The following is a 14,987-nucleotide window of genomic DNA, read 5'->3' on the forward strand; positions in this document are numbered from 1 at the left end:
TCACTGTTGGTATAGATATGTAAAACGATAAAATGTTATTTTTAAAAATTTCAAATCCTGTATTTAAATGTTTTTCATTTTTTTAATGTTATTTTTTAGATGGTTGGAAAATACATTTATCAAGTTTACACATCTGTATGGGGAAAATAGGTTGAAAATGAAATGGAGAGAAGCAATGAAAAAGAAATTTGTAGCTATTTTTAGTGTCATGCTATTAGTAAGCCCTTCCTTAGTAGGAACAGGACAAGTAGTGGCGGAGACTATTGAAACAGAGCAGTCACAGGAACTAGAGGCGCAAGAGGTCGACAAAGGAGATATGACTGGTAGCACTGAAAGCATGCTTGAAAATAGCACAACTAGTGAATCGATTGAGAGCATTGTAGAAGATTCTACCAATCAATCTAATAACACTGAGGGAGAAAATGAGAAAGCATCTTTCAGTGAAGATTCAACGCCCATTGTAGAAGTGGAAGATAGTTCTTTAGCTAACACAGTTGGAGAGGATTTAGTGTCGCAAGAAGAAACTACAAATGGAGAAGTCAGTTTAATAGTCAATGAAGTTGCATCTGGTCACTTGGGTACAGTTGATTGGGTAATTGAGGCCGATGGCACTTTGCATATAGGGGCAGGTCAATTATCGCCAACGGTTATGACGAATGGGCGTTCACCATTTTTTTCATACGCTGATCAAATTACTTCAATAATTTTTGAAGGAAAGGTAATAGCAGGTGAATTTTTAGAAATGCTATTTTGTGATTTGAACAAAGTTAGAAACATAGAAAATCTAAGCTATCTTGATACGAGCCAAACCACTAATATGCATTATATGTTTTCGGGTATGTCTGGATTAACTTCAATTGATGTATCAGGATTTGACACAAGTAAAGTGACGGATATGAGACAGATGTTTGCTGGAGCAAGCAGTTTGACCTCTCTTGATATATCAAATTTTGATACGAGTTCTGTCACGTATATGGGAGAAATGTTTTATGCAATGACAAATTTAACTTCACTTGATTTATCCAATTTTGAAACACCTAATCTTACGAATATGATGGGTATGTTTTCTTATGCGGGTATAAAATCACTGGATATATCAAATTTTAATACCTTGCAAGCAAAAATGGGTCCAGATACTTTTTGGCAAACGCCGATTGAACATATCAAGCTAGGAGAAAATTTTGTATTTAAAGATTCTCTATTAGGTTCACCACCAATTGATAATACCTACATTGGAAAATGGCAGAAAGACCAGTCAGGTCCTCTTTATACTTCTTTAGAGTTAGCAACTAATTATATGGGTGCAACCATGAAGGGAGATTGGTATTGGGCTACTTCACAAGAAAGTATTGAAGTGATTGATTCTTCTATCTATAAAGGGGATAAATGGGAAGCAAAAGATAATTTTGTTTCTGCGAAAGATAAAGACGGGAATCCAGTGGCTTTTGAAGATCTGACAGTTGAAGGCACAGTGGATACTACGAAGGCTGGTACGTATGAAGTGAAATACAGCTATGACGGAGCAACAAGCATTGCTAAAATCACCGTGAAAGAAATCCAAACGGCTGTAAATGTCCATGACTCCACTGTTTATATCGGTTCAACATGGAAAGAAGAAGATAATTTTGATAGTGCAGTTGATAAAGATGGGAATCCAGTAGGTATCGAGGCAGTGGCAGTTGAAGGCACAGTAGATACAACGAAAGTCGGCACATATGAAGTAAAATACAGCTATGACGGCGTGACAAGTATCGCTACAATTACGGTGAAGGCGAACCAAACAGTAGTGAATGTCCATGACTCCACGCTCTATATCGGTACGAATTGGAAAGCAGAAGATAACTTTGACAGTGCGCTTGACGGAGAGGGCAATCCAATAGGCATCGAAGCTGTGACAGTCGAAGGCACGGTAGATACCACGAAAGCTGGCACATATGAAGTAAAGTACAGCTATGCCGGCGTGACAAGTATCGCTACAATCACAGTGAAAGCAATCCAAACAGCTGTAAATGTCCATGACTCCACTGTTTATATTGGTTCAACATGGAAAGCAGAAGATAACTTTGACAGTGCGGTTGATGAAGATGGCAATCCAGTAGATTTCAAAGCTATAACGGTGGAAGGTGCGGTGGATACAACGAAAGCTAGCACGTATGAAGTGAAGTACAGTTATGCCGGCGTGACAAATGTCGCCACGATCACGGTGAAAGAAATCGGAGCGCCGACCATAAATGTCCATGACTCCACGCTTTATGTTGGCGCAACATGGAAAGCAGAAGACAACTTTGACAGTGCAGTTGATGAAGATGGTAATCCAGTAAGTTTCGAAGCTGTAACGGTGGAAGGTAGTGTAGATACAACGAAAGCTGGTACCTATGAAGTAACCTATAGCTATAAAGGTGTAACGAGCACCGCCGCGATCACTGTTAGAGCTAAGGACAAAAATGGAACTACAAGCAATGATAATAAAGGTACACATTCTCAAAATACAAACAATAAAACAAGCAACAAAACTAGTAATAGAACGAATAATAAAATCAGCAATAAAAATCTACCCCACACTGGAGAGCAAACAAACCATATATGGCAACTAGTTGGAGTAGTAACATTTCTTGTTTCATTAATCTATTTAACAAGAAGAAAGAAAGTCCAATAGGATGATTCAAGTAGATAGAATGTTCAATCATCTGCTAATAGACTAAAGTTGATTTCTTATTTTTTGATCAAACAATACCAGCATGAGAACGAATTTTGTTTGAAAAAATCAAAATTGTTGAGCTGATATTAGGTGGTTCTGATATGTATAGATTCACCTTTTATGCAAAAATTAGGTAGTTGAAGTGATTGAGATGCTTAGTGAGAAAATTTAAAAATGATTGGAGAGAGTGGGATAAAAAGAGTATTCCACCAGAAATAAGTCGAATAATCCGAATGTAATTCCATATATATTCAACATCTTTCATTTCGTTATTATGATATATTGTTTTTCGACATAATTAATTCGTTTTTAGACACAAAGTAAGGCTGGGATTCTATTAATGTCCCAGCCTCTTTTTTGATTATTTTATTCCTACGCAATAGCCTATTAAGTAGTAAAAAAATCTATACTGATTTATGGGGATTTTTATCGGTATTACTAAGGTATTTAGGATTTGAATTAAACTGTGACCATGAACACGTTGCGAACAAATAGTGTGTTTATGTGTATAGTATGAAATATAGTTAGTTTTTTTATAAATTTAAAAAAATGTGTTCAGATGTTATAAATAATTTTTAAACTTTAAAACTGCTTCTTTACGAAAAAAATTTTTTTGTAATATATAAATAACTCTTATTTAGAGTTATTATAATTATATATTGTGAAATAAATTATTTGTTAGGAGGAGTATTTATGCTTAAAAATTTTTTACAAAAAGTTATACATAAGTCAGAAGAAATAAATTCAAAAGAAGTTTTATCTAAAAAGTATCGCGAAGTAAAAGGGTTATCTTTTGTACAAAATGATGATGAAACAATAGTGATAAACTTTTTAAATAATATGGATAAAGAGTTTCCTGTATGTGAAACTGGTTGGAGACAGCAGGGAGATTATTTTGAGCAATTTTTAGCAGCGGTTTTTCGATTAGCTAATTATGAAGTTGAAATAACAAAAAAAGAATATCGAAAAGATAGATATGTATATACAGGAGACAACAATATAGATTTGATTCTAAAAAAAGATAATGAGTGTATTGCGGTGCAAGCAAAACATTACCGTTTAAATACTAAATCTCCAAAAATTATTACAGTAGACTATATCAAACATTATTCTGGAATTTCAGATAAAGGATGGACAAATAAATTATTCATCACTACTTCCTTATTTAATCCATATGTATATATGGAAATAGAAAAGAATGAAAAAGCGCAAAATATTGAATGGTATGACAGATATGGATTGTTACAGCTATTGAATCAGTTGATCCCAAAAACTATGGAAAAATATATTTTTTTAAAAAGTTTGCCTGAAAAAGTGGTTAAATGTCCAAAATGTGAATCTGGCTTTATTGTAGATAGATGGAGTGAGAAAAACCATAGTTATTTTAGAGCTTGTACTATGTATCCTGAATGTAAGTAAAGGTAAATAAGGACTTAAAATAAGCATTCATTAGAATCTAGGGTGGTTTTAACGAATGCTTATTTTTGACTTTAGGGAAGATAAAATGTAAATCGTGTTAGAAAAATATATTAACGAATGTTTTATCATTTCTATATATATACCTGTTTATTAAGCTACGAGCATAATACTGACCCCCAGAAGTTAGATCAAAAATCTAACTTTGAGTGGAATTAGCAAGAAAAACTAGAGAATAAGCTGAACTTTTTTCAAATTCTCTAGGAGATAGATAGCCAAGAGTAGAATGCATCCGCTTGGTGTTTTAGTAAGTTTCTATATATTTGAATATTTCCATTTGAGCCTGATCGATATCTTTGAATTGAGCATCATTAACCAACTCTCTTTTTATTGTTTTGTAAATAGATTCCATTAAGGCTTTATCGTAAGGGGTTCCTTTTCAAATCCTACTAGAAATTACCTCTTTTTTCTTATTTCTGAGTGGAATTTCGTACTTGTGTACTGCGATTCTAGGTCTGTATGAATAATTAATCCTGAATCAGAACGCTCTTTTCCAAATGATTGGAGGAACGAGTCTATAACTAATTGCTCTTTCATTCTCGGTGATATCGCCCACCCAAAAATTTTTCTCGTGCAAACATCAATAAAGACAGATAAATAAGGGGTGTCTTCTTTCAGCGGAATGTAGGTGATATGCCCTAACCAAATTTTATTTTTTTGCTTGAAATTTTTGAATAATAAGATTGGGGCGTGAAAGAGAGGGGGATTTCCGGGTATAACACTTATATTTATAGGTACTACCTTTTGCATAGAGGCCGAGTTATAGTGGTTTATAAAACTAATATGGCAAAAGTGATAGAATCAGTTTTACTTGTTTTACCTGATGATGAAACAAAAGAATTACATGTAGTTCAAAATTTAACACCTTATCTACAAACTACGTCTATAATTATAGAAGATGAAGAATATTCTGCTGTAGTTGGTGAAAAAGAAGAAATTGGTGATCTTTATGATTATACAATTCCAAAAGAGGAAGAAGAAATCTCCAATTAGCTTTCCCAGTGCAGTGTATTAAGAAAGGAAGTGCACAATGTTTTATGGGAAGAATCTTCAAATAATTAGGATGTTGCATGGTCTTTCACGTAAAGAACTTGGAGAAAAACTACGTGTGTCTGAGCAGGCTATATGGCAATTTGAAAAGCAAATGATAGAACCGTCATTTGAAAATATCTTACAAATGAAAGAAATTTTACAAGTGAAATCTTCTTTTTTCTTTGAAGAATTTATTATTGAAAAGACTTTTTTTGAAAGTAATGTTGCATATAGAAAAGCAGATATTTCTTCAAGAAAAAAACTAATAGCGAAGTAGTTTATTTAAATGTTGCTTCGAAAGTAATTAGTTATTTAGAAAGTTTTTTAAATGTGCCCCCTAATAAGTTATTAGATCTTAGACAAAAAATTTCTAAAATGTTATTTGATGAAATAACAAATGAAAAAATAGAAGAGATTGCTACTCTTTCAAGAAAGTTTTTAGATATTCAATCTGATAATGGTAATCTATTATTATCATTAGAAAAGGCAGGAATTTATGTTTTAGAGAAAAATGTTGGTGGGAAGGCAGATGCTTATAGTGCATGGTCAACACAAGATGTTCCGATCATTGTATTAGGTATAAAAAAATCAGCAGTGAGAAGAAATTTCGATTTGGCTCATGAATTAGGACATTTGTTACTACACCCACATGTTGACTTCTCTCTGTTAGAAAAAAATGAACGACAACAAGTAGAAAGAGAGGCAGATTATTTTGCTTCGTGCTTTTTATTGCCTTCACATATTATTCAAGAAGATTTAGAAAAAATAAAAAAGATTTCAAATCCAGATAGTTATATCTCTTTAAAAGCAAAATATAATGTATCAATTCAAGCACTTGAAATGAGAGCTTACAAATTAGGGTTTCTTACACCAAAACAACATAGTTATTTTTATCGACAAATTTCTATAAAAAATTACAGATTAGAAGAACCCTTGGATAGGGAGATTGTATTTAAGCGTCCCGGAAAAATCCGTAGTATTTTTAACTTGGTTCTAACGAATAAGTTAACTGATTTACCAAGTATTGAAAATAATTTTAGAGTTAATAGAATCTTATTAGAAGAAATGTTTTCAATTGAACCAGATTTCTTCGTTCCCTTTACAAAGGAAGAAAACTTTACAGATTTAAATAATGTTTTGAAACTTAACTTTGATTCTGTATAGTTTATAAGTTTTATCAAAGTATATATTTGATTTGAGAAACTAAGGATCAATTTGCAATAGGTAAAAAAGAATAATGAACGTAACTGTGGTCAAACTGTGACCACACCAAAAGAAGAACGCTAGAAGCCCCTATGTTATAGGATTTCTAGCGTTTTTCTTATTATTCCCACTCCACAGTTGCTGGTGGTTTAGAGGTAATATCGTACACGATACGGTTCACGTGTGCGACTTCATTGACGATGCGTACAGAGATTTTTTGTAGCACATCCCATGGGATACGTGCAAAGTCAGCTGTCATGCCATCGATCGATGTGACCGCACGGATACCGACTGTGTAGTCATACGTACGACCGTCACCCATGACACCAACAGAACGGATGCCAGGTAAGACGGTGAAGTATTGCCAGATGTCGCGGTCAAGACCGGCAGCGGCGATTTCTTCGCGTAAGATCATATCTGATTCACGGACGATCTCCAATTTTTCTTCAGTGATCTCACCTAAGACACGGATACCAAGACCTGGTCCAGGGAAAGGCTGACGCCAAACGATTGAATCAGGCATACCAAGCTGTGTACCTAATTCGCGGACTTCGTCTTTGAATAATGTATTCAATGGTTCGATCAATTCAAATTGCATGTCCTCAGGCAAGCCACCTACGTTGTGGTGTGATTTGATTGTTTGGGCAGTTTCTGTTCCACTTTCGATCACGTCGGTGTACAGTGTTCCTTGGGCTAAGAAAGACACGCCTTCTTCGCCGGCAAGTTTCGTTGCTTCATCGTCAAATAAGTACACGAATTCGTTACCGATGATTTTACGTTTTTGTTCAGGATCAGAGACACCTGCAAGTTTATTTAAGAAACGTTCTCTTGCATCTACTTTGATGATATTCAAGCCGAATTTTCCGCCTAAGCTCTCCATGACTTGATCCGCTTCGCCTTTACGCAATAGACCATGGTCAACGAAAATCGATGTTAATTGATCACCGATCGCTTTTTGTAAAAGGACACCAACGACACTTGAATCCACTCCGCCAGATAAACCAAGTAAGACTTTTTTATCGCCAACTTGTTCACGGATTTTTTCGATCTGCATGTCGATGAAATTGTTCATTGTCCAATTGCCTTCACAGTGACAGATGTCAAAAGCAAAATGACGTAATAATTCGATTCCGTATTCTGAATGACGGACTTCTGCGTGGAATTGGATACCGTAGAAGTTACGTTCTTTGTCTTGGATCGATGCAATTGGGCAATCGCTACTTGTAGCAACAGTTTCAAAACCTTCTGGTACTTTGGTTACTAGATCCCCATGGCTCATCCAAACGGTTTGTTGTTTTGGTGTTTGGCTGAATAGTGCTGCATCGTCGGCTGTTACTTCAAGCAATGCTTTGCCGTATTCACGGTTTTTCGCAGGCTCAACAGAACCGCCTAGTTTGTACGTGATCAATTGCATACCATAACAAATACCCAACACTGGAATTCCTAAATTGAAGATTTCAGGATCAATGCCAAAAGCATTCTCATCATAGACACTGTTTGGTCCTCCAGAAAGGATGATCCCTTTCGGATTCATGGCTTTCACTTCTTCAGCTGTAATGCGGTGGCTCAATAATTCAGAAAAAACACCTAAATCACGGATGCGTCGTGTAATCAATTGATTATATTGACTACCGTAATCTAGTACGATGATTTTTTCAACGTTTGTCATATCGGCAACGTTCGTCACATTTATTACCCCTATCCCTTTAAAATTTATCTCAAAATAGTTGAACTATTTTAAAATGCTAATATTTTCGCATGAAAATCGAATCAATAATATGATTTTCAGTTTTATGGAGAATTATATCGGCTCTTCCACGAGTAGGCAAGATATATTCGTTTAAATTCTTCAAATTCACATTTTTCCATACATCTCTTGCCATTTTAAACGCATCTTCACGATTGCCAATGGCAAATTGGTAGTAATAGTTTTGTGGATGTTGAAAAGCTGTATCAAGTAACGCGCCAAAGCGATCCAAATACCATTTTTCGATCAATTCAGAATCTGCATCAACGTAGACAGAGAAATCAAAAAAGTCACTGACGTAAATTTGCTGATTAGCTGGTAGTTGAAGCGTGTTGATTCCTTCGACAATCAAAATGTCCGGTTGTTGGATCAGTTCATATTCATCGGGAATAATATCATAGACATCGTGAGAGTAGACTGGAACTTTGGTTGTTTCTTGACCGGATTTCACTTGATTAAGAAAATCGATCAACCTTTCCATGTCGTAGCTTTCCGGAAATCCTTTACGGTCCATGATACCACGTTCTTTTAAGACTTTATTCGGATATAAAAAACCATCTGTGGTGATCAACTGGACATTTCTTCGTTTGAATGTCCGAGACAAAATCATTTGCAATAAGCGTGCGGTGGTACTTTTACCAACTGCGACACTTCCGGCAATCCCAATAATAAACGGTGGGACTTGAGTGTATTTATGAAGGAATAACCCTTTGCTCAGAGAGAGGGATTCAAACTCTTTCATATGCAGAAAAATCAAGTGTGCAAGTGGTACATAAATGTCGCGAACATCTTGCATGGAAATACGGTCATTCAAACTTTTTATACTATCTAGTTCATCTTGTGTCAATGGAGCTTGACCATTTCGGTAAAATTCGCGCCACTCTTCTCTTGCCACACGGTAATAATTCATTGGATCATTCATACATAGCCTCCTGGATTCTCCCATCAATGGACCTATTTTAACATAAATGCGTGTCAAACCCTACCACTTAGGCGAGAAACTAATTGGTTTTTTCTCAAATCAAAGGATGGGAGAATGAGGGTTCTTTCTTTTTTGATAACTGAAAAGAGGCAAGGAGAATAGAGGACTGTATAAGAAAAAAGTAACAGTTCAACTCAAAGTTAGCTGAAATGGCAGGAATAGAAGTAACATTCTGGGAAATAAAACGACACCCACCAAAATTTGAAGAACAAATTCAGTGGATGCCGCTTTACTTTTCGAGGATAACTCTCTCTATGTGATCTTTTATCGGTGTTGATTCACAACATTGAAATACTTGTTTTATTTTGGTTTCAATATTCATCGTTTTGGCAAGTAATAGGTGCCAGTATCAGCAGCGCTCATCACTTGCGTAGTGTGACATGTTTGATTAAAAATCGCTTGGATTTCTTTTTCAGCTTCTGGATAGAAGTAAAAGTTTTCTGATTCTCTGTTCTTATAAAGATAAAAATGAATGGTTGGAAATGTTGGTAGAGAGACAAAACAAACAGGTTCAATAGCTAAAAGTTCTTGCGCAAAGGTATTGGCTAATAGCATTCCTTTTCCTTCTGTAATCATTTTCATTGCTCCTAAACTATCTGGACAAACAACATATTTTGGTTCGTTGGTCAGCTGTTTGGCTACTTTTTTCGTAATCACTTGATGTTCTACGTGGTCGAGTAAAAAGATAAAAGGTAACTCTTCCAGTGCTTCCGCGGATAATATAGCACCTGGTTTTACAAAGTAGCTACTGACTGCTACTTTAAGTTCCAAAGTGGCTAACCTTGTTTGAATAAATTTGGGGTGATCTAAGGTAGCAGAAGTAATGGCAAAGTCGATTTCTTTCTGGCTTAGTTTATTTAGCAGATCCAATGAAGGAATATAACGGTAGTCGATCGTAAAGTTTTGATGCCGGATTGGATATTTGTTTGCTTCAAAGATAAACGAAGCATCGCTTGTACCGACACGCAAAGCAGGATAGTCTACTGATTCATTTAATGAGATATTCAATTTCTTCGCTTCCGTCAAAATCAATTCTACGGAAGGAAGGATTGATTTTCCATGGGTACTCAATATGATCTTTTTCCCGTGACGTTCAAACAAATCTGTCCCGATTTCTTGTTCTAAACTTTTTAAAGAACTACTTAACGAAGAAATACTAACATGTAGCTCTTTTGAAGCTTGCGAGAGGCTGTTGAAACGGGCAATCATATAGAAATATTCTAATTTTTCGATCGACATACAGCTATGCCTCCTTTATCATTTTATTCTCCTTTTAAATGTCTCATGGGCCTCTTAAAAAAACAATAGTTATCGTGAAGCACACATAGAGATTAAACAATCCTTAATAAATGTGAAACGAATCACTATTACTTTTAATAGGAAATGTAGCATGACAGTTTTATCAGTCGCTAGTTGATTTTTATGCGAGTCAATGATTCATAGACTCTTGATCGAAGGCTAGTGATTGATAGGTTGCAATAGATGAAGCGAATCTCAACTAGGAAAGGAAATCAATACACCTAAGAAAGCAAAAAAATGCGGAATAAGATACACTTACTTAAAGCGGTTTACTACTGATTTTTTGGTGGCGTGAGGTTTGCTGATAACATAAAAAAGCCTCCTTAATACATAAAGGGCGACGTACTCAAATAAATATTGGTAAGTGTAATTTGCAATTGTAAGGCGGAATTGTAATCACGTTAATTGAGCTTTGGGTTTCTCGTTTTTTAATTGTCTTTTTTTCGTAATTGTAATTGTCATACATACGAAAAAGATGGTATGATTTTGTTATGGAAGACTATCGCCGAACCAAAACAACCGTAAGCCTAATCAACTATCACTTCGTTTTTTGCCCTCGATACCGTAGAAAGATCTTTCTAAATCAAAAATTAGATAAGCGATTTAAAGAGTTGATCAATCAAATTGCTGAAAATCAAGAATTTTGCGTGATGAATTCTCAGAGCTAAAAGCTATGCCTAGCCTGTGGACACGCAGTTATTTCGTATGTATCTAGTCAAACAATCAAACGATATGTTGAAAATCAACGAAAGAGGTGAACATTTCATGACTCAATCCATGACAGTGAAAATAAAACTGGAACCGACGAAATCAGATAGAGAGTTAATACGCTCTTCTTCTTTGGTCTATATTGCGACAGTTAATTCTCTTGTTTCAGAAATGGTGAGTAATGAAAAAATCACCAAAAAGTCATCTAAAGACATAAATGTGTCCCTCAATAGTGCTGTTAAAAATCAAGCGATTCGTGATGCTAAATCTGTTTATCAAAAAGCAAAGAAAAGCAAACTTAAAAAGATTCCTGTATTGAAAAAACCAGTTATTATATGGAATAATCAAAACTTCACTGTTTGTCCGTCGAGTATTCGTATGCCTTTTTTGATTAGTGGTAAATCTAAAAAAATTGAAATTCCCGCAAACATCTCAGAGTATGAACGTTCGTTGTTAAATCAAGCGAGTAAAGTCGGTACACTAAGAATCACTAAAAAAGGGAAGAAGTATATAGCCCAAATTTCGATTGAAATTTCAGAAAGAATAACGACATCTGTTAAAACAATGGGTGTAGATTTAGGGATAAAAATACCTGCGGTATGTTGCACAGACGAAAATGAAGTTAAGTTTGCTGGTAATGGCCGAATGAACAAATATGTTCGTCGTTATCATAACTCCCGTAGGAAAGAATTAGGTGATACTAAAAAGCTGAATGCCATAAAAAAATCTAAAGATAAAGAACAACGTTGGATGAAAGACCAAGACCATAAAATTAGTCGTGAAATCATAGATTTTGCTATCAACTACAATGTGGGAGTTATTCGCTTAGAAAAACTGGCGAATATTCGCAAGCAGACAAGAAAAAGTCGTAAAAACAACCATTCTTTAAGTAATTGGTCATTCTATCGTTTAGCTTCTTATATCGAATACAAAGCAAATTTAGTAGGTATCAAAGTTGAATATGTTAATCCCGCCTATACAAGTCAGAGGTGTCCAGATTGCGGACATAACCATCATGCAAAAGACCGTAGGTATCATTGCACTAATTGTGGCTATGTTGGGCATCGTGATGTTGTCGGTGCTAAAAATATTATTTATGCACCTGTACTTGATGGTAAAAGTCAAGTAGCCTAAACAGCTATATGCTCTGGTTTAGGATGGGGTATTGGCATGCCCTTAGCTTTGGGCTAGTACAAAACAGAAATGGACAGCGTACGGTTTAGCACCAAAGAATCCCACCTCAATTCCGAAGGAATGAGGCTTGCGAAATAACTCGTGGGAGTGTCAATCGTTACTGTCTCTCGACATTTCCGAGCGATAACCTATGTTCTTCAGAGTAACCTCACCTAATATGATTATTTTTTCAATCACATCATAAAGGTCAGCGGAAGTAAGAGTCAATAATACTCATTCTTTTAATCAAGTGATCATCTCGCGGTTTGTCATCATAAAGGCGATAATATCAAGGGTTATGCTCGTCCTATTCACCCTGTTCCTACTTTCACGAAACAGATTACGCAAATACCGAAAAAGGGTAAATAGAGATATTCTAAGGAATGCGATTTTTTCTTTTGTATTGCATTAAATAGCTTCATTCGGTAAAAGAAAACCGAAGACATACAGTTTCACTTGCACCTTCTCATGGAACACGTTAGACTATGAACAACTAACAGATAAGAAGGATGGAAACTATGACGAATCATTATTATTCCGAACACCCAGAGACTGCTCATGAGTTTGACGAATGGTCATTTGAGCTAAGAGGAAAAACCTTTCAGTTCGTGACGGACTCCGGCGTGTTTTCACGTGAAACAGTCGATTATGGCTCACGTGTATTGATCAATGCCTTTGAATGGGCACAGTTACCAGAAGGCAAAATTTTGGATGTTGGCTGTGGCTATGGTCCGATTGGGCTTTCTCTTGCCTATGCGAGTGAGCGTTTTGTTGAAATGGTAGACATCAACGCCAGAGCGGTTGATTTAGCCCAAGGAAATGCGAAGCGAAATCAAATCAAAAATGTAGCGATTCACCAGTCAAACATTTATGAAGAGGTGCCAGAAACAGACTACGCTGCGATCGTCAGCAATCCGCCAATCCGTGCAGGCAAAAAAGTCGTACATGAAATCTTGACGGGTGCGTATCCTCGTTTACGTACGGGCGGTACTTTAACGATCGTCATTCAGAAAAAACAAGGTGCACCTAGCGCACAAAAGAAAATGCAAGAAACATTTGGGAATGCAGAAATCGTGATCAAAGATAAAGGCTATTATATTATCCGAAGTGTAAAAGAAGATTGAACATAATCGAATGAAAATAACGAAGCAGTCGAAGAAATAAGTAAGATTTCTTTGACTGTTTTTGTTTGTTCACATATGAAGAGGGGAACTGGATAGGTAAGATAAACGGCAGAATAAACAAAGTGAAAATTGCAAAAGACAAGAAACGAAAAATAAAAAAATTTGAAATAAAATAACTTGTTTCTGATTTTTTGTTGTTTTAAAATAAAATTGATTTAATAGATATACAAGCAATTTTTATTTTGTTTTAAATAACGTTGGATAGTTCTGTTGGAAGCAGGTGTATGGTTATCGATATAGCATAAACAGATAGGAGAACTAGACAGGAAATAAAATATTTTATGTTAACCATTTGTTGAGAGTTACAGCGAGAAGTTATTTAAGAAGTAGCGGAGGAGGAAAGAGGATGGAGTTTTTTAACAAAGAAGAAATGGAGAAACTTATATATAAATGGAGCAATAGAATGGGGAAGTACAAAATACTATATTTGGATCATGCTTTTTTTCGTACAACAGACTATCAAGAGGAACAGAGCCATAAACAAGCAATTTTGCAATTTTTAAATAATAAGGATCATCATTTCAACAAAAAAGACAGCAGCTCAATAGAGAATATCATTTTTAGCGAACTTTTATCGTTTGATCACCTAGAGCAGTACCCGATTTTAGTCAATCCTGCGTTGATGCGAGGATCAAATCTTAGCTATAGCGATTTTTTTGCTGATTATGGACATTATACCCATGCTTTTCTTTATGGTAGGGAAGATCATTCTAGTGCAGAGAAGGATTTTTATCGCTTAAATAAAGAATTATTTCCAGAGCAAGAGCGTTTAGTTATTAAAGAATGGAATGATGACTGGTCGACATTTTTTCGTATGGGTAGAAGGCATAAAGGAAACCGCTTATTCACAGTATACGATCCACAACAAAAACGTATAACTGTTATTTACATACCACTAGTAGAGGAGGAACCATATGAAATTATTGGATAAGGAGACGAATCGATTTGTATTGACCATGGTTGAAAAAAACGTTTGGATGAAAGATTTAGCAATCAACTATGTATTTTTCCAAGAAAAGAATGATCAAGGATACGACAGCCATAGAAAAGCAGCCCTAGCATTTGTTACGTTCATCAATCAGAGACGAGGGCATGATCGAATTGAGTATACAGATAAACTTGATTTTCCAGTCAATATAACAGCATCCTATTCCATAAACCCAAGTGTAATGGAAGCAGAACGAATTTCATTCGACGCTTTTTTTTCTACATATAGTGACTTGAAAGGGCAGTATCTTTCAGATTATGCCTACGCTTTTTTTAAAATCCCTTTTTTCTATAAAGGAAGTAAAAAAGATTTCATTGAACTAAATGATTACTTGTTTCCTAGGAAAGAAATGTTAGTCATTTATCAATGGAACAACACGTGGTCCGATTATTTTGCTTATGGAAAACATTCCGGAAAAGGAGCATATCTGTGGACGATTTATGATCCAACAAGAAAAAGATTTACGGTATGCGGGGCATCTACATTGAATTGAATGA

The 14,987-nt window shown here is 35.5% G+C and carries 13 protein-coding genes and 1 pseudogene; 10 read left to right on the forward strand and 4 right to left on the reverse strand.

Annotation, left to right across the window (positions count from 1 at the left end; all coding sequences use genetic code 11):
• Nucleotides 1-175: 175 nt before the first annotated feature.
• Together CUS89_RS14390 and CUS89_RS14395 are read left to right on the forward strand one after the other, a co-directional pair.
• Entirely contained in the window at nt 176-2,656 is a 2,481-nt protein-coding gene (locus CUS89_RS14390; protein ID WP_104872635.1) for a bacterial Ig-like domain-containing protein, read from the forward strand.
• 735 nt (nt 2,657-3,391) lie between these two features.
• Nucleotides 3,392-4,117, forward strand: coding sequence for a restriction endonuclease (locus CUS89_RS14395; protein WP_258082439.1), 726 nt, complete (start codon nt 3,392-3,394; stop codon nt 4,115-4,117).
• Nucleotides 4,118-4,421: 304 nt separating this feature from the next.
• Here CUS89_RS14395 and CUS89_RS16480 read toward each other — a convergent pair.
• Nucleotides 4,422-4,934: pseudogene (locus CUS89_RS16480) on the reverse strand (DDE-type integrase/transposase/recombinase); the annotation flags it as partial.
• Between the two features lie 5 nt (nt 4,935-4,939).
• Between CUS89_RS16480 and CUS89_RS14410 the strand changes: the two are divergent.
• The 3 genes from CUS89_RS14410 to CUS89_RS14415 are packed head-to-tail and all read left to right on the forward strand — an operon-like array spanning nt 4,940 to nt 6,370.
• Complete coding sequence (locus tag CUS89_RS14410) at nt 4,940-5,167, forward strand: hypothetical protein (RefSeq protein WP_104872638.1); 228 nt, start codon at nt 4,940-4,942, stop codon at nt 5,165-5,167.
• A 37-nt stretch (nt 5,168-5,204) separates the two neighbouring features.
• Entirely contained in the window at nt 5,205-5,483 is a 279-nt protein-coding gene (locus tag CUS89_RS16485; protein ID WP_258082440.1) for a helix-turn-helix domain-containing protein, read from the forward strand.
• Nucleotides 5,484-5,509: 26 nt separating this feature from the next.
• Complete coding sequence (locus CUS89_RS14415) at nt 5,510-6,370, forward strand: spr1629 family repressor/antitoxin (protein WP_445610458.1); 861 nt, start codon at nt 5,510-5,512, stop codon at nt 6,368-6,370.
• Nucleotides 6,371-6,530: 160 nt separating this feature from the next.
• Here the strand turns inward: CUS89_RS14415 and guaA are convergent, their stop codons facing one another.
• The 3 genes from guaA to CUS89_RS14430 form a co-directional block, all read right to left on the reverse strand.
• Nucleotides 6,531-8,096 carry a glutamine-hydrolyzing GMP synthase gene (gene guaA / locus CUS89_RS14420; RefSeq protein ID WP_071867748.1) on the reverse strand — a complete coding sequence of 522 codons (1,566 nt, stop codon included), beginning with the start codon at nt 8,094-8,096 and terminating at the stop codon, nt 6,531-6,533.
• Between the two features lie 58 nt (nt 8,097-8,154).
• Nucleotides 8,155-9,078 carry a type I pantothenate kinase gene (gene coaA / locus CUS89_RS14425; RefSeq protein WP_019723173.1) on the reverse strand — a complete coding sequence of 308 codons (924 nt, stop codon included), beginning with the start codon at nt 9,076-9,078 and terminating at the stop codon, nt 8,155-8,157.
• 378 nt (nt 9,079-9,456) lie between these two features.
• Entirely contained in the window at nt 9,457-10,377 is a 921-nt protein-coding gene (locus CUS89_RS14430; RefSeq protein WP_104872639.1) for a LysR family transcriptional regulator, read from the reverse strand.
• A gap of 551 nt (nt 10,378-10,928) precedes the next feature.
• On the opposite strand from CUS89_RS14430, the gene CUS89_RS14435 reads away from it, so the two are divergent.
• From CUS89_RS14435 to CUS89_RS14455, 5 genes are all read left to right on the forward strand, one after another.
• A complete protein-coding gene (locus CUS89_RS14435) occupies nt 10,929-11,105 on the forward strand; it encodes a transposase (protein ID WP_441316168.1) in 177 nt (58 codons plus the stop codon).
• 97 nt (nt 11,106-11,202) lie between these two features.
• Nucleotides 11,203-12,279, forward strand: coding sequence for an RNA-guided endonuclease InsQ/TnpB family protein (locus tag CUS89_RS14440; RefSeq protein WP_104872640.1), 1,077 nt, complete (start codon nt 11,203-11,205; stop codon nt 12,277-12,279).
• 557 nt (nt 12,280-12,836) lie between these two features.
• Nucleotides 12,837-13,442 (forward strand): class I SAM-dependent methyltransferase, encoded by a 606-nt coding sequence (locus tag CUS89_RS14445; protein ID WP_104872641.1) that lies wholly within the window; start codon nt 12,837-12,839, stop codon nt 13,440-13,442.
• 406 nt (nt 13,443-13,848) lie between these two features.
• Nucleotides 13,849-14,433 (forward strand): hypothetical protein, encoded by a 585-nt coding sequence (locus tag CUS89_RS14450; RefSeq protein WP_104872642.1) that lies wholly within the window; start codon nt 13,849-13,851, stop codon nt 14,431-14,433.
• A complete protein-coding gene (locus CUS89_RS14455) occupies nt 14,417-14,983 on the forward strand; it encodes a hypothetical protein (RefSeq protein ID WP_104872643.1) in 567 nt (188 codons plus the stop codon). The genes CUS89_RS14450 and CUS89_RS14455 overlap by 17 nt, the downstream gene beginning before the upstream one ends.
• Nucleotides 14,984-14,987 lie beyond the last annotated feature (4 nt).

It is taken from the genome of Enterococcus mundtii (assembly GCF_002947535.1).
GTDB classification, from domain to species: domain Bacteria; phylum Bacillota; class Bacilli; order Lactobacillales; family Enterococcaceae; genus Enterococcus_B; species Enterococcus_B mundtii_B.